Source organism: Streptomyces sp. NBC_00193 (assembly GCF_026342735.1).
Classification (GTDB): Bacteria; Actinomycetota; Actinomycetes; order Streptomycetales; family Streptomycetaceae; genus Streptomyces; species Streptomyces stoeckheimensis.
On the sequence record NZ_JAPEMM010000001.1, the window covers coordinates 5,485,159 to 5,506,264 of the forward strand.

A 21,106-nucleotide genomic window follows, 5' to 3' on the forward strand; every position below is an offset into this window, starting at 1 on the left:
GGGGGGCGTGTTGAATCGGCAGCGAATCCAGCGCAGCCGGAACATCCGGAAGAAGGAGAAGAGTCATGAAGATTCTCGTCGTCATGACGGCCAAGGCCACGCTTCATCTGCTGGACGGGGAACAACACCCCTCGGGTTTCTGGGCCGAGGAATTCGCCGTTCCCTACACCCTCTTCAAGAATGCCGGCCACACCGTGGACGTGGCCACGATCGGGGGGCAGACCCCGACGGTCGACGCGACCAGCATCGACCCCCAGTTCCTCCAGTGGGTCCGCCCCCAGGGCTCCGCCGACACGGACACGGCCAGCGCCCTGGAGTACAGCCGCGTCATAGAGAACACCCCGCAGCTGAGGAACCCGATCGCCCTGGAGACCCTGGGCGAGAAGGACATCGCCGACTACGACGGCATCTACATCAGCGGCGGCCACGGGGCCATCGGCGACCTGCCCAAGTCCGACGAGCTCGCGCAGATCCTGCGCTGGGCCATCGCGCAGGACAAGCCCCTGGCCACCGTCTGCCACGGACACACCGCCCTGCTGGCCCTGCGCGACGGCGAGGGCCAGTGGCCCTTCGCGGGCTACCGGATGACCGCCTTCTCGCACAGCGAGGAGCTCGTCACCAACATGGCGGGCCGGCTCCCGCTGATCCTGGAGGCCGAACTCACCCGGCTCGGAGCCCGCTACGAGAAGGCCGACGCGATCTGGGACTCGCACGTGGTGGTGGACCGCAAGCTCACCACCGGCCAGAACCCCTACTCCTCCAAGGCCCTCGCGGAGACGTTCTTACGTCAGCTCGCCGAGGGCTAGCCGAAGCGCCCTGCCCCTCGTTCCCGAAACCGGAAGGCAGCCACAGCCATGACCAAGCGCGCGCTCAGCGACCAGCCCTTGGCCAACCCCGGGAAACTGTTCATCGGCGGCACCTGGGTCCCGGCCCGGGACGGCCGTACCGAACCGGACATCAGCCCCGTGGACGGCCAGGAGATCGTGCCGGTGGCCCAGGCGGCCGCCGCGGACGCGGACGCGGCCGTGGCCGCCGCCCGTACGGCGTACGAGGAAGGTCCCTGGAGCAGACTGTCCGCCCAGGAGCGCGCGCTGCGGCTGAACCGGGTCGGGGAGCTCATCGAGCGCGACCTGGAGGAGATCGCCCTGCTGGAGACGGTGGACATGGGCAAGCCGTTCGCCTTCTCCTCCACGGTCGACGCCCCCATGGCCGCCCAGCTCATGCACTACTACGCCGGAGCCGTGACCCGGGTCGACGGCTCCTCCCGGGCCCCGGCCGGCGGGCAGCTCGCGTACACCCTGCGCGAACCGCTGGGCGTGGTCTGCGCCATCACCCCCTTCAACTTCCCGCTGCTCCTGTCGATGACGAAGATCGCCCCGGCCCTCGCGGCCGGGAACACGGTGGTCCACAAGCCCTCGCCCGCCACCCCGCTCACCGCCCTGAAGATCGCCGAGCTGTTCCAGGAGGCGGAAATTCCGGACGGTGTGCTGAACGTCATCACCGGTCCGGGCGTGGAACTGGGTGAGACCCTCACCGGCCACCCCGGCATCGACAAGATCGCCTTCACGGGGTCCACCTCCGTGGGCCAGTCGATCATCCGCAAGGCGGCCGGCACCCTGAAGAAGGTGACGATGGAGCTCGGCGGCAAGTCCGCCAACATCGTCTTCGCCGACGCCGACCTCGACGCCGCCGAGGAACTCGCCTTCTTCGGCATCTACTACAACAAGGGCGAGATCTGCACGGCCGGCTCCCGGCTGCTGCTGCACCGCCCGATCCACGACGAGATGGTCGAACGGCTCGTGGCCCGCGCAGCCGCGCTGCGGCCCGGAGACCCGCGCGACCCGGACACCCTCTTCGGACCGCTCGCCCACCGCGGGCAGTTCGACAAGGTCAGCTCGTACATCGAGGTCGGCGAGAAGGAAGGCGCCGTCCTGCGCGTCGGCGGCACCGGCTGGACCCCCGAAGGGGCCTCCTCCGAAGGCCTGTACTTCCTGCCGACCATCTTCACCGGCGTGGACAACGGCATGCGGATCGCCCAGGAGGAGATCTTCGGACCCGTCCTGTCGATCATCCCCTTCGACACCGAGGAGGACGCCGTACGCATCGCCAACGACAGCGCGTACGGCCTCGCCGCCGGGGTCCACACCAAGGACCTGCGGCGCGCCCACCGGGTCGCCTCGCAGATCAAGGCCGGGACCGTCTGGGTCAATTGCTACAACCAGTACGACCCCGCCGTGCCCTACGGCGGCTACAAGGCCTCCGGCTACGGGCGCGAGTGCGGCCCCGAGTCCCTGGAGAGCTACACCCAGACCAAGTCGGTCTGGATCGGAATGGACTGACGTCCCCCCGCTCGCACCGAGACCACCTGAGGAGCCCCCATGAGGATCGGCATCGTCGGAACGGGCCGGATCGGATCGACCCTGGCCAGGATCCTCGTGGCGGCGGACCACCAGGTCGTGCTCGCCAACGCCCGGGGCCCGCAGAGCCTCGCGGCCCTGCTGGCCGAACTGGGCCCCGCGGCCTCGGCGGCGTACCCCGCCGAGGCCGCGGCCCGGTCCGAAGTCCTCGTCCTGATGGTGCCGTTCGACGGCGTCGAGGGGCTGCTGCCGCAGGACGCCGTACGGGACACCGTGCTGGTGGACGCCACCAACGCGTTCGACGGCCCGGGCAACGCCAGGGATCTCGGCGGCCGGGGATCCAGCGAACTCGTCGCGGATTGGTATCCGGGGACCCGGATCGTGAAATCCCTGAACACCATGCATTTCGAGACGCTCGCCGTCGCCGGCACCGCGCCGGGCCCGCGTCTGGCCCATTTCACCGCGGGTGACGACGGGAAAGCCAAAGAAATAGTCGCGGGAATCATCACGGATCTCGGATTCGCTCCCGTGGACACCGGTCCGCTGCACTCCGGAGGAATTCTCCAGCAGCCCGGCGGGCCCCTCTTCAACCGGCCGCTCACGGAAGCGCAGGCGCTGGCATGGACCTCTCACTGAACGTCAACGGAAGACCCGAGCAGTTCGCGGCGCAGCCGAACGAACTGCTCGTGGAACGGCTCCGCGACGGCCTCGGACTGACCGGCACCAAGGTCGGCTGCGACACCGGCCAGTGCGGAACCTGCGTCGTCCGGCTCGACGGCCGCTCCGTCAAGAGCTGCCTGATCCTCACCGCGGCAGCCGCCGGCTCCGCGGTGACCACCATCGAGGGGGTCACCACCCCCGGCGGTGAACTCACCGGCCTCCAGGAGGCCTTGCGCCAGGAACACGGGACCCAGTGCGGCTTCTGCACCCCCGGGATGGTCATGGCCCTGGGCGAACTGGTCGAGAACACCTCTGACCGCGAGGCGCCCACCGAGCCCGAGATCCGCGAGTGGCTCACCGGGAACCTGTGCCGCTGCACGGGCTACCACAGCGTCGTACGAGGAGTGCAGCGCGCCTGCTCCGCGGCCCGCGAGGACGCGCCCGCGCAGCCGGCCACCGCCGCCGCGTCCGGACAGGAGGGGTGAGGGAGATGACCGCAGTCACGGGGGAGACCCCGCTCCAGGGCAACGGCCTGCTCGGACAGCCGCTGGACAGCCGAGAGGACCCGCAGCTCCTGCGCGGCGAGGCCACGTACGTGGGCGACATCGACCTGGCGGGCACCGCCCACATGGCGATCCTCGGCAGCCCGATCGCCCACGCGAAGATCCTCTCCATCGACACGAAGGCCGCCGAGCAGCTGCCGGGCGTGCTGAAGGTGGCCACCGCGGCCGACTTCACCGACGTCATGCCGCTGCCCTGCATCTGGATACCCGGCGGGGTCGAGAGCCACTTCCCGCCCCACCCCTACGGACTTCCCGGCTCCCGCCCGGTGCTGTCCGGCGACACCGTGCGCCACGTCGGCGACCCCATCGCCGTGGTCGTCGCCGAGACCCCGCGCCAGGCCGCCGCGGCGCTCGCCGCCATCTCCGTCGAGTACGAGCCGCTGACCGTGGTGACCCGCGCCGACGAGGCCCTCGCCGAAGGCGCTCCCCAGCTCCACGAGGCCGTCCCGGGCAACCTGAACGCGTACTGGACCTGCGGCGACAAGGACCGCACCGACGCGGCCATCGCCGCGGCCGAGGTCACGGTGGAGCTCGATCTCGTCAACCAGCGCACCATCAACAGCCCCATCGAGCCGCGCGGCGCGGTCGGCGACTACAACGCCGCCACCGGCGAGTACACGCTGTACGCCTCCACCCAGGGCCCGCACAACCACCGCTTCCTGCTCTCCGCGCTGGTCCTCGGCATCCCCTTCAACAAGCTCCGGGTCGTGGCCCCGACCGTCGGCGGCAGCTTCGGCACCAAGGGGTACCTGTACCCCGACATGCCGCTGGTCCTGCTGCTCTCCAAGGTGCTCGGCCGGCCCGTGAAATGGGTCGACACCCGCACCGGGCTGATGAACTCCACCGTCCAGGGCCGCGACCACCGCCAGCACGTGACCCTGGCCGGCACCCGCGACGGCCGGATCACCGCCGTGCGCTGCACGAGCTACGCCAACCTCGGCGCCTACCCCTCCACCATCGGCCCCGGCGTCGCCACCGCCCTGATGGGCCGCTCCATCAGCGGCATGTACGACATCGACGCCGCCTTCTGCGAGGTCTACGCCGCCTTCACCAACACCGTCCCGCTCGGCGCCCAGCGCGGCAGCGGGCGCGCCGAGGCCGCGTTCCTGATGGAACGGCTCGTGGACCGGTACGCCTCCGAGATCGGCATGGACCCGGCGGCGGTGCGCCGCAAGAACCTGGTGCCCAAGGAGAAGTTCCCGTACGACAACGGCCTCGGCTGGACCTACGACTCGGGCGACTACCAGCTCAACTTCGACCGGGCGATCGAGCTCTCGGGCTACGCCGACATGCCCGCCCGCAAGACCGAGGCCCGCGCCCGCGGCAAACGGCTCGGCGTCGGCATCGCCTCCTACGTGGCGATCTGCGGGGTCGGCCCCTCCACCCGGATGTCCAAGGAGGGCATGCTCGGCGGCACCTGGGAGAGCGCGAACATCCGCGTCCACCCGACCGGCGAGGTCACCGTCACCGTCGGCTCCGCCTCCACCGGCCAGAGCCACGGCACCGTCTTCGCGCAGGTCGCCGCCGACGAGCTCGGCATCGACCCCTCGCAGGTCCAGGTGTACGAGGGCGACACGCTCAAGGCCCCGTACGGTCAGGGCACGTACGGCTCGCGCTCCTACAGCATGGCCGCGCCGGCCATCGCCCTCACCGCCCGGAAGATCAAGAGCAAGCTGGTCAAGGCCGGGGCCGTCTTCCTGGGCGTCCCCGAGGACAAGGTCGTCTACGCGGACGGCAAGGTCTTCGTAGAGGGTCACGAGGACGACACCGAGAACACCAAGACCTTCGCCGAACTGGCGATGGCCATGTGGTACGGCTGGGGGCTCCCGCCCGAGATCGAGCCCGCCCTCGACGAGACCACCCACTTCGACCCGCCGGACTTCAACTACCCCTTCGGGACGCACGTCGCCGTCGTCGAGATCGACGAACTGACCGGCGAGACCGAGGTGGTGGCCTACACCGCCGTCGACGACGCGGGCCACATCGGCAATCCGAAGATCGTCCTCGGCCAGATCGAGGGCAGCATCGTGCACGGCCTCGGCCAGGCCCTCATGGAGCACGCGGAGTACGACCCCGACGGTCGGCTCGTCAGCCGGGACCTGGGCCACTACGCGCTGCCGCGCGCCATCGACGCACCCTTCTTCACCCTCGACAAGACCACCACGCCCACCCCGCACAACCCGCTGGGAGCCAAGGGCGCGGGAGAGATCGCCACCGTGCCGCCCGCCGCGGCCGTCGTCAACGCCGTCGTCGACGCCCTGTCCGACCTGGGCGTCCGGCACATCGACATGCCCGTCACCCCCGAGAAGGTCTGGCGCCGCCTGAGAGGGGAATCCCAGTGATCCTCGCCGAGTTCGACTACGTACGCCCCGTCGGCCTCGACGAGGCCCTGACCCTGCTGGCCGGCCGGCCCGGCGCCCGCGTACTGGCCGGCGGGCAGAGCCTGCTGCCCGGTCTGCGCACCGGCGAGGACCGGGCCTCCCTGCTCGTCGACCTCCGCCGGCTCGAAGAGCTCCGGGGGATCGAGCGGACACCCGCGGGGATCCGGATCGGCGCGCTGACCACCCTGGCCGAACTGGCCGCGGACCCCCTGGTGCTGGCCGAGGCGCCGGAACTCGCCGCCGCGGCCCGCGCCAACGGCGACCCCCAGGTCCGCAACCTCGGCACCGCGGGCGGCAACCTCGCCGCCACCGGCCGGGCCACCGACCTGCCCGTCGCGGCCATGGCCGCCGGAGTCACGGCCGAACTGGCCGGCCCCGGCGGGGTGTCGACGGTCACCGCCGAGGAACTGGCCGCCTCCGGCGTCCCGGCGGGCACCGTCATCACGGCCCTGCTCGTCCCGGCCGGCGGCCGTGCCGCCGCCTTCGAGAAGACCGCCGACCGGGCGACCCGCTACCCGGTCTGCGCCGCCGCCGTACGGATCACCCCCGACGGGCCGCGCATCGCGGTCACCGGAGCCACCGCCCGCGCACTGCGGCTGCGCGGGGTCGAGGAACGCATCGGCGGGGGCCCGTACACCACCGAGAACGTGCTCGCGGCCTTCCGCGCCGAGCCCCGGGAGCTGTTCGTCCCGGGGCGCGGCACCTCGGCCGAGTACCTCGGCCACCTCGCGGGCGTACTCACCGCCCGCGCGCTCACGAGGGCCGTGCAGGCACCCGCCTGACCGTCCACGACGGGGGAGTTGAAGCAGTGGAACCGTTGCCCACGACAGCACGGACCGCGCCGTCCGCGACCACCACGGGGGTCACCTTGCGTCCAGCCGCCGGCGCCGCAGACGCACCGGGAAGCTCCGGCTTCTGGGTGGTGGGCGCGGTCCTCGTCCTGCTGATGCTCTCCTCCTCCGTCCCCTCCGCCCTCTACGTGCTCTACCAGCAGGAGTGGGGCCTGTCCTCCGGCATGATCACGGTGGTCTTCGCCCTGTACGCCGTCACCGTGCTCGGCGGACTCCTGCTGTTCGGCTCGCTGTCCGACACCCTCGGGAGACGGCCCGTCCTCGCCGCGGGGCTGGTCCTCGCGATCGTCTCCATGGGGCTGTTCGCCTCGGCCCGGGGGCTCGGCCTGCTGCTCGCCGCCCGCGCCGTGCAGGGGCTCGCGGTGGGCCTGGCCACCGGGGCCATGGGCGCCGCCCTGCTGGAACTCGCCCCGCGCACCCGGCCCGCGCTCGGCGCCCAGGTCAACAGCGCCGGGCCGACCGTGGGCATCGGCCTCGGCGGCATCGGGGCCGGGCTGCTGGTGCAGTACGCGCCCGCTCCGACGGTCCTGACCTACCTGCTGCTGGTGGGGGCCTTCGCCGTCTCGCTGGTCGGGGTGGCCCGGATGGCGGAGAGCGCGCCGGGGCGGGCGGGCGGTGGCGGACCGGGCGGCAGCGGCGGTCCGGGCGGCGTCGTCGCGGGCGGTGGCACACCGGGCGGTGGCCGGTTCAAGATCACCCCGCACCGGATCCACATCCCCGCCGCCGTGCGCGGCCGCTTCGCCGTGCTGATCCTGACCATCGTGGCCGTCTGGTCGGTCGGCGGCTTCTACCTCTCCCTCGGCCCGCACCTGGCCCTCTCCCTGCTGGAGAGCGCCAACTACCTCGTCGGCGGTGCCACCGTGGCCCTCCTCGCCGGCGCCGCCACCGCCGCGCAGCTCCTGCTGGGCCGCACCGAGGCGCTGCACACCGCCGTCCTCGGACTGCTCGGCCTGCTCGGCGGGCTGGCCCTGGTGCTCCTCGCGCTCGGGCTCGGCTCGGCCCCCGTGTTCCTCGTGGCCACCGCGGTGCTCGGAGCCGGCTGGGGCGCAGCCTTCCTCGGCTCCTTCCGCGCGCTGAGCGCACTGGCCGAACCCGCGCACCGGGGCGAACTGACCGCCGCCGTCTACGTGTTCGCGTACCTCGCGATGAGCGTGCCGGCGGTGCTCGCCGGACTGCTCACCAACATCCACGGGCTGCACCGCACCTCGGTCGGCTTCATGGCCACCGTCGCCGCGGTGTGCGCGCTCGCCCTGCTGGCCACCCTTCGGCTGGCGGCCCGGACCAGGACGCAGGGGAGTACCGCATGAGCGGGATCCCGGGCGCGCCCGCGCTGCGCACCGCCCTGCGCGGGCTGGAGATCTTCGAGGGCCTCACCGAGGAACAGCTGGACTGGCTGGTCTCGGTCTCCGAACCCCGGGTGCTCGCCGACGGCGAGGTCCTCTTCCGGGACGGGGAGGAGGCCACGGGCTTCCACGTGCTGCTCTCCGGGGGCCTGGTGGTCACCAAGGTCGTCGACGGCCGCGAGGAGGTCCTGACCCGGCACTCCACCGAGGTGGAGAGCGCGGCCGCCGAGGACCACGACGGCAAACCCTCGGCCGCGCACCGGTTCACCGGCGAGCTGCCGCTGCTGACGGACGGGGCGTACGTGGCCACGGCCGCGGCGAGCGGCCCGGCCACCACCGTGGTGGCGTACGCGAAGCCGGTCTTCTTCGAGATGCTGACCCGCTGCCACGGGGTGGCCGCCGTACTGATCCCCGTACTGGCCTGGCGCATCAAGTCGTCCGAGGTCCAGGCCCGCAAACGGGCGACCGTCGAAGCGCTGGGCACCCTCGCGGCCGGCCTCGCGCACGAGCTGAACAATCCCGCCGCGGCCGTGGCCCGGGCCGCGCAGGAACTGGCGCCCGCCCTGGACCAGCTCACGCGCACGGCCCAGGCCTGGGGCGCGGCCGCCACCGATGCCGAGCGCTCCGTCTTCGACCAGCTCGCCGACGAGCTGGACAAGGCGGCGCCGCCGGTGGTCACCGACCCGCTGGCCCAGGCGGACGCGGAGGAGGAGATCGCCGACTGGGCCGAGGAAGCGGGTGCGGAGCGGGCGGGGCTGCTCGGCTCCGGGGTCTCCGACCTCGGACTGGACCTGGGCGGGCTGCTGGAGCGGCTGGAGGGGGTCGGCGAGCGGGCGCTGCCCGCGGCCCTGGACCACCTGGCGGCCCTCCTGGAGATCCGTTCGCTCGCCGCCGAGCTGCGGGCGGCCGGTCCGCGGATCTCCCAACTGGTGTCGGCCACCCGGGATTACGCCAATCTCGACCGGGCCCCCGAGCAGCGCTTCGCCGTGACCGACGGACTGGAGAACACGCTGGTCGTGCTGCGTGCCAAGCTCGCGGGGATCGGGATCGTGCGCGCGTACGACCCGGACCTGCCCGAACTGACAGGCTATCCGAGCGAGTTGAACCAGGTGTGGACCAACCTGGTCGACAACGCCGCGGCCGCCATGGAAGGCGCCGGAACCCTCACCCTGCGTGCCCGGGTCGAAGGCGTCTGTCTTGTGGTGGAGATCGCGGACACCGGCTCGGGCATCCCCGAGGAATCCCTCCCGAGGATCTTCGAGCCCTTCTACACGACCAAGGACGTGGGCAAGGGCACGGGCCTCGGTCTGCACCTCAGCTACCGCATCGTGACCCAGCGCCACCACGGCTCGATCACGGCCCGCTCGCGCCCGGGGGAGACCCGGATGACCGTCCGGCTGCCGCTGGCCGGGACCGATCCGGCCTGCGCCGTGCCGGCCGTGGATCCCCTGGACCCCCTGGATCCCACGGACCCCACAGATTCCACCGATCCCGCAGATTCCACCGATCCATCCCCATCGAAGAGCTGAAAGGGAGTCGACATGCCCAAGTACGACATCTCCACGCTGCACCCGGTGTTCGTCCGGCAGATGGACGCGCTCGCCGCCCTGGACATCGAGGCGGTCATGAAGAACTACACCGACGACGCCGTGCTGTTGCGCTTCGAGGGCGTCTCCGTCGGCATCGACGCGGTGCGCGAGACGTTCACCGGGTACCTGACGGTGAAGCCCACCCTCGTGGAGCTCCAGGAGTACGTCGAGACCGACGACACCATCTTCTACCGGGCGATCATGAACCTGAACGGCGAACCGGAGCACGCGTTCGGGACGCTCGTCGTCCGCGATGGCCGGATCTGGCGGCAGACTGCCGGATTCGGCGGCTGATTGGGGAAATCTGGGTAGCGTGTGCGGGGAGGGTGGGGATGCACGCCCTCCCCGTATGTGCGACAGCCGTAGATATATGCAAGAAGCGTGAAGGGGAGGTCATGGAAACGGAAACCGGCCGGGTCGAGGCATTCAGTGATGGCGTATTCGCGGTCATCATCACCATCCTTGTCCTGGAATTGAAAGTTCCGGAAGAAACCGGATCCGACTTCTGGCACGGAGTGCGCGAGCAGTGGCCGCACTACGCCGCCTATGTGGTGAGCTTCCTCATCATCGGAGTGATGTGGGTGAACCACCACACCATCTTCAGTCACATCAAGCGCGTCGACCGTCCTTTGCTGTTCCTGAACCTCCTGGTGCTGATGGTCGTCTCGGTGGTCCCGTACACGACCAATGTGCTCGCCGAACACCTCATGGAGGAAGGCGGGTCGGCCAATGCGGCGGCCGTCCTCTACAGTCTGCTCACCGTGGCCTACGCCTTGGCGTTCCTGGCCTTCTGGTGGTACGTCACCCGGGTCGGACACCTCTTCCACGATCAGGTGGACAAGGCCGGCGCCCGAGCCACCAGGGTCCGCTTCGGTCTGGGTGCGATCGCCTACCCTTTGACCGTCGTCCTGGCCTTCGTCTCCGCTCCGCTCACTCTCGTCGCACACTTCCTGATCGCGCTCTACTATGCGGCGAACCAGATCCCCATCCCCCTCGTGGTAGAGGAAGAGCGGCTCGAAACTGCCAGCGACCTCAGGAAGTAGCCGCCGGGACCTACGGCCGATATCCGCGGTCAAGTAGGGTAATGGATCTAGCTGGTCGCGGGGGAGGCCCAGATGGCTCGCGTAGTCCTGCCGGAGGAATCCACGAAGGAAATCTCCGAATTGATCGATGTTCTGATCTCGCTCTTCTTCGAGTCGTTACCCCGGCGGGACCAGCGAAACTGGGCCCGCGTATACCTGAACGGCCTGGTGCGGACCAACGGCAAGAAAACAATTCGTAACATCGCCGGAACCGGGGCCAGTTCCGTCGAGCAGAGCCTCCAGCAGTTCATCAGCAAGTCCCCCTGGGACTGGACCCCCGTCCGCCGCTCCCTCGCCCAGCACCTCGAACGCACCGCGCAGCGCCCGCTGGCCTGGGTGGTGCAGCCCATGGTCATCGAGAAGGCGGGCGACCGATCGGTCGGCGTGGGGCGGCAGTTCGTCCCCCAGCTGGGCCGCACCGCCAACTGTCAGCAGGCCAGCGGGATCTGGCTCACCTCCAGCGATGCCGGCTTCCCCGTCGAATGGACCCTCACCCTCCCCGGGCCCTGGACGGCGGAACTCCTGCGGCGCCGGCGGGCCGGGATCCCCGACACGGCCCGCTCGCTCACCCCCGCACAGGACGCGATACACGCGGTCCAGCGGATGGCCGCCACCTGGCAACTCCAGCGCAGGCCCGTGGTGATGGAAGTCTCCAACAGCGAACTGCCGCAGTGCATCGAGTCGTTCTCCCTGCAGGACATCCCCTTCGTATTCAAAGTGGACGGCACCCTGCCCGTCTCCTTCGGCGGGGCGGGCCGGCACAAACCCGGCCCGCACACCGCGCCGGCCCGCGAGCTCATCGACTCCCTGCGCTCCCAGCGCCGCGTCGTCGAATGGACCCGGCACGGCCGCGCCGAGGGAGCGGTCACCCTGCTCACCTCGGCCGCCATCTTCGCCACCCCCGGCGAGGACCGCCTCGTACCGGCGCCGCCCACCCCGCTGCTGCTCGTCGGGGCCTGGACCGAGACCGCCCTGCTGCCCTCGGAGTTCTGGATCACCAACATCGGAGACCGGCCGCTCGCGCAGCTGTTCCTCCTCGCCAAACTCACCGACCGGGTCGCGCTCGACTTCACCGAGGTCTGCGAGCCCGCCGGAATCCGCGATTTCGAGGGCCGCTCCTTCCGCGGCTGGCACCACCACGCCACCCTCGCCAGCGTCGCCCACGCCGCGATGCTGCTGGGCGCGCGCGGACGGGGCCCGCACCCGTCCCCGCCCGAGCCGTACCCCGGCCCGGCCCGGACCGCCCCCACCCGTACGGTCGCCGCCCACGCCGCGGGCCCTGCGACGCTGCCGCCGAGACCGGTCATCCCCGGGCAGAGCCCGCGCCGCGAGTACATCCGCTGATGCTCGACATCGCCGAAGAGCTACGCGCGTGGTGCGCCGCCGGACGGGACTTCGCGGTGGCCACGGTGGTCGCCGTCAGCGGCAGCGCACCGCGCGGCCCGGGCGCCTCCCTGGCCGTCGACGCCGGGGGCACCGCACTCGGCTCCCTCTCCGGGGGCTGTGTCGAATCCGCCGTGCACGAGCTGTGCCTGGAGGCGATCACCTCCGGGCGGAGCAGCGTGCACCGCTTCGGATACAGCGACGACGACGCCTTCGCGGTAGGGCTGACCTGCGGGGGCGTCCTCGACGTGCTGATCACCCCGGTGCGCCGCCATGACCCCGTGCGGCCCGTCATCGGCGCCGTGCTCGACGCGGCCTGCCACGGAGCCCGCTCCGCACTGGGCCGGGTGGTCCACGGGGCGCCGGAGCAGCTCGGCCGGGCCATCGCCGTGCACGCCGACGGTTCCTACGAGGGACGCCTCGGCGGGGGCGCCGAGCTGGACCGGGCCGCCGCCGAGCGGGTCCGGGGCTGGCTCGCCGCGGGCCGCACCGGCACCGCCGAGCTGGGCACGGCCGGCGGGCTCTGCGGGCAGCCGCTGACCCTGCTCGTCGAATCGGCCGCCGAGCGGCCCCGGCTGCTGGTCTACGGGGCCATCGACTTCGCCGCCGCCCTCACCCGCATCGGCGCCTTCCTGGGCTACCGGGTCACGGTGTGCGACGCCCGGCCCGTCTTCGTCACCCCCGCCCGGTTCCCCGACGCGGACGAGGCGGTCGTGGACTGGCCGCACCGGCACCTGGCCGCGGAGTGGGAAGCGGGCCGCCTGGACTCCCGTACGGCGGTGTGCGTCCTGACCCACGACGCCAAGTTCGACGTCCCGCTGCTGACGCTCGCGCTGCGGCTGCCGCTCGGGTACGTGGGAGCCATGGGCTCGCGCCGCACCCACGAGGAGCGGGCGCGGCGGCTGCGGGCGGAGGGCGTGCCGGCGGCCGCGCTGGCCCGGCTGCGCTCACCGATCGGCCTGGACCTCGGCGGGGCGACCCCCGAGGAGACCGCGCTCGCCATCGCCGCCGAGTTCACGGCCGTGCGGTACGCGGGAACGATTCTCCCGCTGGCCTGGAGCAAGGGCGCCGTCCACGGCCGGGCGGACCCGCCGCTGCCCGTCCCCAGGGCCAAGGTCCCGTAGAACGAGGGCCGAGGTCCCGTAGGAAGCGACCATCCGGCCCCAAATGTCATGGACGTTTCGCCGGGGCGGTGTGAACTCCAGGTCGTGTGAGAATGAAGTACGTGCGTTCCTCGACTGCCCTGTCGGGGTCACCTCCGAACGACTGGGATGTTCAGCACGTGCGTTTTCTCAATGACCTGAAGCCGCCGTACGACCTGACGTACGACGATGTATTCATGGTGCCGAGCCGCTCCGCGGTCGGTTCCCGGCAGGGCGTCGACCTTTCCGCGCCTGACGGCACCGGCACCACCATTCCGCTGGTCGTGGCCAACATGACCGCCATTGCCGGCCGCCGGATGGCCGAGACGGTCGCCCGCCGCGGCGGCATCGTCGTCATCCCGCAGGACATCCCGATCGACGTCGTCACCGACGTGATCTCCTGGGTGAAGACCCGCCACCTCGTGCTCGACACCCCGATCACGCTGGCCCCCACCCAGACCGTCGCCGACGCGCTGTCCCTGCTGCCCAAGCGCGCGCACGGCGCCGGCGTCGTCGTCGACGCCGACGGCCGCCCGGTGGGCGTCGTCACCGACCACGACCTGACCGGCGTGGACCGCTTCACCCAGCTCTCCGAGGTCATGTCGAAGGAGCTCCTGCTCATCGACGCCGACATCGACCCCCGCGAGGCCTTCACCAAGCTCGACGCCGGCCACCGCAAGCTGGCCCCCGCCGTCGACAAGGACGGCAAGCTCGTCGGCATCCTCACCCGCAAGGCCGCGCTGCGCGCGACCCTGTACACCCCCGCCACCGACGCCAACGGCAAGCTGCGCATCGCCGCCGCCGTCGGCATCAACGGCGACTTCGTGGCCAAGGCCAAGCAGCTGCTCGACGCCGGCGTGGACACGCTCGTCATCGACACCGCGCACGGCCACCAGGAATCGATGATCAACGCGATCAAGGCCGTCCGCGCCCTTGACCCGCAGGTCCCGATCGTGGCCGGCAACATCGTCGCCGCCGAGGGCGTCAAGGACCTGATCGACGCCGGCGCCGACATCATCAAGGTCGGTGTGGGCCCGGGCGCCATGTGCACCACCCGCATGATGACCGGTGTGGGCCGCCCGCAGTTCTCCGCGGTGCTGGAGTGCGCGGCCGAGGCGAAGAAGTACGGCAAGCACGTCTGGGCCGACGGCGGTGTCCGTCACCCGCGCGACGTGGCGATGGCGCTGGCCGCCGGCGCGTCGAACGTCATGATCGGCTCCTGGTTCGCCGGTACGTACGAGTCCCCGGGCGACCTGCAGCAGTCGGCCGACGGCCGCCTGTACAAGGAGTCCTTCGGCATGGCCTCCGCCCGCGCCGTCCAGAACCGCACCTCGGAGGAGTCCTCCTACGACCGCGCCCGCAAGGGTCTCTTCGAGGAGGGCATCTCCACCTCGCGGATGTTCCTGGACCCGGCCCGTCCGGGCGTCGAGGACCTGATCGACTCGATCATCGCGGGCGTCCGCTCCTCCTGCACCTACGCCGGTGCGGCCTCCCTCGCGGAGTTCGAGGAGAAGGCCGTCGTCGGCATCCAGTCCGCGGCGGGCTACGCCGAGGGCAAGCCGCTGCACGCCAGCTGGAGCTAGTCACCGCCTCACCACTGCGCCGGGGTCCCCGTGGGGGCCCCGGCGCAGTGCTGTCCGCCGTCCGTCCGAGTGCTGCGCTAGCGCCCCGGCCCAGACTGTCGAGCGCCGACGACGCGTCGTGCTGCCCCGGGCCGTGGAGAGGTGAAGACAGGTGGACACGTTCAGCTTCAGCCGAGACTTCGGGCGGACTTCCGTCGTCGCTCCCGAGGCGGTGGTGCGGGAGGACGAGGGCGACACCGTGGCGCGGGCGATGCGCGAGGCGGCCGCGGCGGGCCGGGACGCGACCGTCCGGGGAGCCGGCCGCTCGACCAACACCCAGACGCTGTCCCCCGGGGTCGTCATCGACAATTACCGACCCGAGGCGATCCCGCGGTTCGTCGGGGACGATCACCGCGTAGAGGTGCCGAGCGGGATCACCTGGCTCGAACTGGAGAAATGGCTCAACCGGCACGGCCGCTCCAATCCCGTCCTCCCCAGCTACCTCGACATCACCGTGGGCGGAAACCTCTCCATCGGGGGATTCGGCCTCGCCTCCTGCCGTTCCGGCATCCAGAGCGACCAGGTCCACGAGATCGAGCTCGTCGACGGAACCGGCCGCTCCCTGCGGTGCTCCGACCGGGAGAACTCCGAGCTGTTCCGCTACGCCCTCGGCGGCCTGGGCCAGGTGGGATTCATCAAGAAGGTGGTCCTGCGGACGGTTCCGTACCGGCCCGTCACCCGTGCGGCCCGGATCGAGCACACGGGCCTCGCCGACCTCACGGAATTCATGAGGCACGGCGTGCAGGAGCCGTGGGTGTCGAGCTTCTTCGGCATGTACGACCGGGCCGCCTGGTACTCGCACGTATCGCTCACCGACGACGCACCCGCGCCCGCGGATCCGGCGCAGGAGTTCCTGGTTCCGGACTACATGCTCTTCAGTCACGGAGAGACCGCGAAGCACCTCCACCACCTGCTCGAAGAGGACTCCCACGCGAACATGTGGGTGGACCACGTCTTCGACGAGGAGGGCTTCAAGCTCTTCACCGAGAAGGTGGAGGGCATGCTCGACGCGTACCCGCTCTCCGAAACCCTGGTCGCCCTGTACTTCCTGGTGATCCGCCGCCCCGAATCGGCCACCCCCTTCGTCCTCGCGCCCGTGGTGGACGCCCCGGTCCAGTACCTGATCGGCATCTTCACGGCCGCGCGGACCGATGACTCCCGCGGGATCTCCGAGACCAAGCGCGTCCTGCGGGAACTGCTGGAAGCCTGCGCGGAGGCCAAGGGCCGTCCGTACCTCTACGGCACCCACGACTTCGACACGGAGCTGCTGGAGCGCATCTACGGGGCCCCGGCCCTCCGGCGCCTGCGGGAACTGCGCGAGGAGCACGCGCTGACCCACTTCGCCACCCGGGCCTTCGGGGACGTACGGCCGTCATAGCGGCCCCGCCCGCCCCGCCCGCCCGCCCCGCCCGCCCTGCCCGCCCCGCCCGCGGACCGACGGGCGGGGGCAGGTGTCCGGTGCCACGCTGGTCGTACTCGACCCGCGAAAGGCAGTCGTCATGATCACCACTGACTTCGTCCCCGGCTCCCCCTGCTGGCTGGACCTCGGCGCACCCGACGTCCCCGCCGCCGCGGCCTTCTACGGAGCCGTCCTCGGGTGGGACTACGAGTCCATGGGCGCGGGGGAGGGCGGGGAGGACATGGAGGGCGGCATGTTCCGCAAGGACGGCAAGATCGTCGCGGGACTGGGCAAGCTCACCGAGGAGGGCGCCCGCCCGGCCTGGATGATCTACTACAGCGTCCCCGACGCCGAGGCGACGACCCGCGCCGTCCAGGGCGCCGGCGGCACCGTCCGGGTCGAGCCGAGGAAGCTCGACGAGTGGGGCACGATGGCGCAGTACAGCGACCCGCTGGGGGGCCAGTTCGCCGTCTGGCAGCCCGGGGAGAACAAGGGCGTCGACCTCGTGGACCAGCCGGGCTCCCTGTCCTGGACCGAGCTGTACACGAGCGACGCCACCGCCGCCCGGGAGTTCTACGGCGGCGTCTTCGGCTGGCAGTTCAGCGATATGCAGATGCCGGGCGGCGAGGGCACGTACACCCTGATCACCCCTGCCGGTCAGCCCGAGGGGCGCATGCAGGGCGGACTCATGGAACTCACCGCCGAGGACCTCGCCGTGGCGGGCGGACGGCCGTACTGGCACCCGGTCTTCCACGTCACCGACTGTGACGCGGCGGTCGCCGAGGTCACCGCGCGCGGCGGCAGCGTGCAGATGGGCCCCGCGGACGCCGAGGGCGTCGGCCGGCTGGCCGTCTGCCTCGACCCGTCGAACGCCGACTTCGTGGTGCTGACCCCGTCCCAGGACTGAGCCCCCGCACCGGCACCCTTCCTCGCGGCCCCGCCGCCGTCCCCCCGGACGGCCGCGGGGCCGTTCGCGTACCGCCGCCCACCCCGTCGGCCGGACAGCGGACGACCGTTCACCGACGGGGGACGACCGGTGGGCGCAGGGCGCGGCGGGATACGTCAGGCGGCGGATAACTCCACGCGCGCGGTCCGGCACGCTCGGTGCACACCGAGCCGCATCCCGACCCGGAAGGGGTAGCCCATGTCGCCCATGTTCGCGACCGCCGGAACCGTCACGGTCAGCCGCCGCCGCACCGATGCGTACGCCCTCGCCCGGCTGGAGAGGGAACACGGCAAGGCGCTCCTCGGATTCCTCCTCGGCCTCACCTTCGGTGACCGCCACCGCGCCGAGGACCTCGTCCAGGAGACCCTGTTCCGTGCGTGGAAGCACCCCGAGGCCCTGGAGAGCGGCGCCCACGCCTCCATGCGGCCCTGGCTGTACACCGTCGCCCGGCGGGTGGCCATCGACGCCCGCCGGGCCCGCCTGTCGCGCCCGGCCGAGGTCGGTCCCGACGGGCTGGAGCAGTCGCCGGCCGACGAGGACCGCACCGAGCGGTCGGTCGCCGCCCTCGACGTCCGCGAGGCCCTGCGCCTACTCAGCCCCGATCACCGGGCCGTGCTCCTGCTCATCTACTTCCGCGGGGCCAGCGTCTGCGAGGCCGCCGAAGAGCTCGGAGTACCCGCCGGCACGGTCAAGTCCCGTACGTACTACGCCCTGCGGGCCCTGCGCGCCCTCCTGCCCGGCTACGATGACGGCCACCTCCGAGCGTGAGCGGACCTCCAGCTTCGCCAGGATGTGCGAGACGTGGGTCTGCACGGTCCGGCGGGACAGGAACAGCGCCGAGGCGATCTCCGGGTTCGTCCGGCCCCGCGCGACCAGCAGCGCCACCTTCAGCTCCGCCGGAGTCAGCGCCTCCCACCCCCGCGCGGGCCTGCGCCGCGCAGCCCGGCTGCCCCGCCGCACACCCAGGCTCCGCAGCCGTGCGTCGGCCCGGGCGATGTCCCACCGGGCACCGAGGAGCTCGTACGAGGCCACCGCGCCGGTCAGCGCCGACCGCGCGCCCGGCAGGTCACCGTGCCAGGCCCGCGCCACCGCCAGGTCCTCCAGGGTCTGGCCCGCCACCAGCCCGCCCCGCGCCAGCGCCGCCGTCTCCGCCAGCAGCTCCGGGTCCTGTGCGAACAGCCCGCGGCAGCGCAGCAGCGCCAGCGCCGGACCCGGCTGCTCCGGCAGGGCCGCCGCCGTGCGCGCGCAGGCGGCCACCGCCGACCGGGCCGCCTCGGTGTCCCGGTCCTCCAGCGCGAGCCGGACGGCCTCCGACAGCGCCCAGGGGCGGTCGAAGGCCACCGCCTCGTCCACGCGGTCCTCCAACGCGGGCAGCAACGCCTCCAGGGCCGCGCGGGGGCTCCCGTCGCGCTCCGCCAGCAGGGCGCGGGCCAGCAGGACGTGCGCGGTGTGCCGACGGGCCGCGGGCGGCTCGTACGCGTCCGGGCCGAGCGCGGCCAACTCCGCCCGGGCGGCGTCCTGTTCGCCCCGGTGGCCGAGGATCAGGGCGCGCAGCCCGTGGGTCAGCACCGGCAGCCAGCCGTCCGAGACGGGCATGCCCTCCGCCCGGGATAGGCCGGCCAGCGCGGCGTCCCAGTCACCGAGCCGGTAGCGGAGATCGGCCAGCAGGGCCTCCGTGACCACGAGCCGGCCCGTCGAACCGGTCCGGGCCGCCAGCTCCCGGGCCTCCCGCAGCGCCGCCGCGGCGGCGTGCGGCTCGTCGAACCGCAGATGCCCCTCGGCCTGGTTGGCGAGCAGCAGCAGCCGCATGTCGTTGGCGGCCGGGCTGCGGCGGGCGTGCGCGATCCCCGCCGCCATGTGGCGCAGCGACTCCCGGCCCCGGTTCAGGTGGAACAGCGCGAAGGACATGGCGTGTTCGGCCTCCGCACCGCAGAGCGGATCACCGAGCAGCCGCGCCCGCGCGACCAGCGGCCCGGCCAGCGCGTACGCCTCCTCCGGCCGGTGCAGATCGGCCAGCGCCAGCACCCGGCACGCCTCCAGCCGCAACCGCATGGCCGCACGGGCGGCGCCCCCGGGGGGCACCTGCCCGGCGGATGCCTCCACGCCCGACGCCGCCTCGGCGGATACCTCCTCGGCCGATACCGCCTTGGCCGACACCCCTCCGGTGGCTGCAGGGTCGGCTGATCTCTGCCCGGCGGATGCTTCCTTGGCCGACACTCCTCCGGCCGATGTCGCCTCGGCGGACGCCTCTTCGGCCAGGGCCTCCTCGGTGACCTCCAGGGATCGGGTCATGTCCCCCTGGATCATCAGTGCCGACACCAGTTTGAAGGCGAGGGCGGCCCGCCGCCCGGGGGCCTGCGCCCGCTCCCGCAGGGTGCGGAGCAGTTCCACCGACTCGGGCCGGCGCAGCATCAGCGCGGCGTCGGCGAGCCCGTCCTCCAGGACCTCCCGGTACGGACTCCCGGCCCGGTCGGCGGGCTGCTGGGCCGCGCCCTGTTCCACGGCGCGGCCCAGCAGCGCGGCCGCCGATTCGGGCGCCACCGCGATCAGGGCCTGCGCCGACTCCGCCGTCCACCGCACCGCCCACGGGTCCAGCGCCCCGCCCGCCAGCAACTGCCCGGCCGTCCGCACGGGTTCGAGTCCGGCCTCGGCGAAGGCCCGGGCGGCGTCCTGGTGGAGGACGCTGCGGGCGGCCCGCGGCAGCTCCGCGTACAGGGCCAGCCGCACGGCCGGCTGCCGGAACCGCAAGGCCTCACCACCGGCCGGGAGTCCGCCGGGCAGCGGGCCCGGTTCCAGTACGCCGGTCAGCAGGGGCGTCTCCAGGTCCGCGAGCAGGTCCCGGACCGGGAGCGTCCGTACGAGGGCCAGCTCACGCGCCGTGAAGGCCGGTCCGAGCAGGGCCGCGTGCCGGAGCGTGGCCAGGGCCGCCGGGGGGAGCCGGCTCAGCTCCCGGGTCGCCGCCTCCGGGGGCGGCGGCAAGTCCCCGACGGGTAGCGTCAGTTCGGCGGAGTCCGCGCGGACTTCGATGATCCCGGACCAGTGCGCGAGCAACTCCCGCAGCAGCCGGGGATTGCCGCCCGCGTGCCCGGCGGCCTCGCGCAGCCGGGGACCGGGCGCCGCGCCCAGCACCTCTCGCACCAGCGCGGCCGACTCCGCCCCCGTCAGCGGCTCCAGCCGGAGCGTCCGCCCGCCCGGCCCGCCGCCCAGGGAGGCGCACAGCTCCTCCACCTCCGCCCGCCGGGGCAGCCGCCGCCGGGCCGCCAGCAGCAACAGCGGCAGCCGCTGCGCAGCGCGCGTCAGGTGGCGCCACAGCAGCAGGGAGGCCGGATCCGCCCACTGGAGGTCGTCCAGGGCCAGGAGCAGCGGCCGGCGCGCGCACCACTCCTCCACATCGGCCGCCAGCAGGTCCACGGCCGCGAGCAGCGCCCCGCCCGGTTCGGCCGACCGGGCGGCCTCCCGCAGCAGGGCCAGCGCCCGGGCCCGCCCGGGGCCGTCCGGATGCAGGCAGTCCAGCGCCGCGCGCAGCGGAAGTCCGGTGCCCAGCGCCTCGGCGGCCCCGTACCGGACCCGGCAGCCGAGTGCGGCCGCCTCGGTCAGTGCCTCGCGCAGGAAGGAGGTGCGGCCCGCGCCGGGCTCCCCCTCCACGACCAGGCAGGCTCCGCCGCCCTCCGCACCTGCCCGCACCCACGTCCGCAACGCCTCACGGCACTCGTCGCGGTGTTGTTCTCGCCCGACCCGCACGTCGGCGATCCCTCCGGTCGTTCGCGCCCCCTCCAGGATGGCAGCTC

The 21,106-nt window shown here is 72.4% G+C and carries 16 protein-coding genes and 1 pseudogene; 16 read left to right on the forward strand and 1 reads right to left on the reverse strand.

Annotation, left to right across the window (positions count from 1 at the left end; all coding sequences use genetic code 11):
- Window positions 1-65: 65 nt before the first annotated feature.
- The 16 genes from OG898_RS24565 to OG898_RS24640 all read left to right on the forward strand — a co-directional run bounded on the left by OG898_RS24565 (window position 66) and on the right by OG898_RS24640 (window position 18,086).
- Window positions 66-806 carry a type 1 glutamine amidotransferase domain-containing protein gene (locus tag OG898_RS24565; protein WP_250741378.1) on the forward strand — a complete coding sequence of 247 codons (741 nt, stop codon included), beginning with the start codon at window positions 66-68 and terminating at the stop codon, window positions 804-806.
- Between the two features lie 48 nt (window positions 807-854).
- Window positions 855-2,339, forward strand: coding sequence for an aldehyde dehydrogenase (locus tag OG898_RS24570; protein WP_250741380.1), 1,485 nt, complete (start codon window positions 855-857; stop codon window positions 2,337-2,339).
- Between the two features lie 39 nt (window positions 2,340-2,378).
- Window positions 2,379-2,993: an NADPH-dependent F420 reductase gene (locus OG898_RS24575; protein WP_266959243.1), complete on the forward strand. Its 615-nt coding sequence runs from the start codon at window positions 2,379-2,381 to the stop codon at window positions 2,991-2,993.
- On the forward strand, window positions 2,978-3,502 hold the full coding sequence (locus OG898_RS24580; RefSeq protein WP_250741384.1) for a (2Fe-2S)-binding protein: 525 nt from the start codon (window positions 2,978-2,980) through the stop codon (window positions 3,500-3,502). The genes OG898_RS24575 and OG898_RS24580 overlap by 16 nt, the downstream gene beginning before the upstream one ends.
- A gap of 5 nt (window positions 3,503-3,507) precedes the next feature.
- Window positions 3,508-5,922 carry a xanthine dehydrogenase family protein molybdopterin-binding subunit gene (locus OG898_RS24585; protein WP_266959245.1) on the forward strand — a complete coding sequence of 805 codons (2,415 nt, stop codon included), beginning with the start codon at window positions 3,508-3,510 and terminating at the stop codon, window positions 5,920-5,922.
- Window positions 5,919-6,743: a xanthine dehydrogenase family protein subunit M gene (locus OG898_RS24590; RefSeq protein WP_266959247.1), complete on the forward strand. Its 825-nt coding sequence runs from the start codon at window positions 5,919-5,921 to the stop codon at window positions 6,741-6,743. The genes OG898_RS24585 and OG898_RS24590 overlap by 4 nt, the downstream gene beginning before the upstream one ends.
- Window positions 6,744-6,829: 86 nt before the next feature.
- Window positions 6,830-8,119, forward strand: coding sequence for an MFS transporter (locus OG898_RS24595; protein WP_266959249.1), 1,290 nt, complete (start codon window positions 6,830-6,832; stop codon window positions 8,117-8,119).
- Window positions 8,116-9,684: an ATP-binding protein gene (locus tag OG898_RS24600; protein ID WP_250741392.1), complete on the forward strand. Its 1,569-nt coding sequence runs from the start codon at window positions 8,116-8,118 to the stop codon at window positions 9,682-9,684. The genes OG898_RS24595 and OG898_RS24600 overlap by 4 nt, the downstream gene beginning before the upstream one ends.
- A 12-nt stretch (window positions 9,685-9,696) precedes the next feature.
- A complete protein-coding gene (locus tag OG898_RS24605; protein WP_243334431.1) occupies window positions 9,697-10,038 on the forward strand; it encodes a nuclear transport factor 2 family protein in 342 nt (113 codons plus the stop codon).
- 101 nt (window positions 10,039-10,139) lie between these two features.
- Window positions 10,140-10,787 carry a TMEM175 family protein gene (locus tag OG898_RS24610; RefSeq protein ID WP_250741394.1) on the forward strand — a complete coding sequence of 216 codons (648 nt, stop codon included), beginning with the start codon at window positions 10,140-10,142 and terminating at the stop codon, window positions 10,785-10,787.
- 72 nt (window positions 10,788-10,859) lie between these two features.
- Window positions 10,860-12,170, forward strand: coding sequence for a transposase (locus OG898_RS24615; protein WP_250741396.1), 1,311 nt, complete (start codon window positions 10,860-10,862; stop codon window positions 12,168-12,170).
- Window positions 12,170-13,333 carry an XdhC/CoxI family protein gene (locus tag OG898_RS24620; RefSeq protein WP_266959253.1) on the forward strand — a complete coding sequence of 388 codons (1,164 nt, stop codon included), beginning with the start codon at window positions 12,170-12,172 and terminating at the stop codon, window positions 13,331-13,333. Before OG898_RS24615 ends, OG898_RS24620 begins: the two co-directional genes overlap by 1 nt.
- Before the next feature lie 158 nt (window positions 13,334-13,491).
- The gene (locus OG898_RS24625) at window positions 13,492-14,934 is read left to right on the forward strand and encodes a GuaB1 family IMP dehydrogenase-related protein (RefSeq protein WP_250741399.1); all 1,443 of its coding nucleotides are present in this window, start codon (window positions 13,492-13,494) and stop codon (window positions 14,932-14,934) included.
- A gap of 151 nt (window positions 14,935-15,085) precedes the next feature.
- On the forward strand, window positions 15,086-16,351 hold the full coding sequence (locus tag OG898_RS24630; RefSeq protein WP_266959256.1) for an FAD-binding protein: 1,266 nt from the start codon (window positions 15,086-15,088) through the stop codon (window positions 16,349-16,351).
- 121 nt (window positions 16,352-16,472) lie between these two features.
- On the forward strand, window positions 16,473-17,279 hold the full coding sequence (locus OG898_RS24635; protein ID WP_266959258.1) for a VOC family protein: 807 nt from the start codon (window positions 16,473-16,475) through the stop codon (window positions 17,277-17,279).
- A gap of 246 nt (window positions 17,280-17,525) precedes the next feature.
- Window positions 17,526-18,086 (forward strand): sigma-70 family RNA polymerase sigma factor, encoded by a 561-nt coding sequence (locus tag OG898_RS24640; RefSeq protein ID WP_250741553.1) that lies wholly within the window; start codon window positions 17,526-17,528, stop codon window positions 18,084-18,086.
- Between the two features lie 36 nt (window positions 18,087-18,122).
- Here the strand turns inward: OG898_RS24640 and OG898_RS36310 are convergent.
- Window positions 18,123-21,059, reverse strand: a pseudogene (locus tag OG898_RS36310) (AAA family ATPase); the annotation flags it as partial.
- Window positions 21,060-21,106: the final 47 nt, after the last annotated feature.

Coding starts and splice junctions, on each gene's coding strand:
- OG898_RS24620 (WP_266959253.1), top strand. CDS start 12,170: ATGCTCGACATCGCCGAAGAGCTACGCGCGTGGTGCGCCGCCGGACGG.
- OG898_RS24635 (WP_266959258.1), top strand. CDS start 16,473: ATGATCACCACTGACTTCGTCCCCGGCTCCCCCTGCTGGCTGGACCTC.
- OG898_RS24610 (WP_250741394.1), top strand. CDS start 10,140: ATGGAAACGGAAACCGGCCGGGTCGAGGCATTCAGTGATGGCGTATTC.
- OG898_RS24600 (WP_250741392.1), top strand. CDS start 8,116: ATGAGCGGGATCCCGGGCGCGCCCGCGCTGCGCACCGCCCTGCGCGGG.
- OG898_RS24585 (WP_266959245.1), top strand. CDS start 3,508: ATGACCGCAGTCACGGGGGAGACCCCGCTCCAGGGCAACGGCCTGCTC.
- OG898_RS24580 (WP_250741384.1), top strand. CDS start 2,978: ATGGACCTCTCACTGAACGTCAACGGAAGACCCGAGCAGTTCGCGGCG.
- OG898_RS24570 (WP_250741380.1), top strand. CDS start 855: ATGACCAAGCGCGCGCTCAGCGACCAGCCCTTGGCCAACCCCGGGAAA.
- OG898_RS24575 (WP_266959243.1), top strand. CDS start 2,379: ATGAGGATCGGCATCGTCGGAACGGGCCGGATCGGATCGACCCTGGCC.
- OG898_RS24640 (WP_250741553.1), top strand. CDS start 17,526: ATGTTCGCGACCGCCGGAACCGTCACGGTCAGCCGCCGCCGCACCGAT.
- OG898_RS24565 (WP_250741378.1), top strand. CDS start 66: ATGAAGATTCTCGTCGTCATGACGGCCAAGGCCACGCTTCATCTGCTG.
- OG898_RS24615 (WP_250741396.1), top strand. CDS start 10,860: ATGGCTCGCGTAGTCCTGCCGGAGGAATCCACGAAGGAAATCTCCGAA.
- OG898_RS24605 (WP_243334431.1), top strand. CDS start 9,697: ATGCCCAAGTACGACATCTCCACGCTGCACCCGGTGTTCGTCCGGCAG.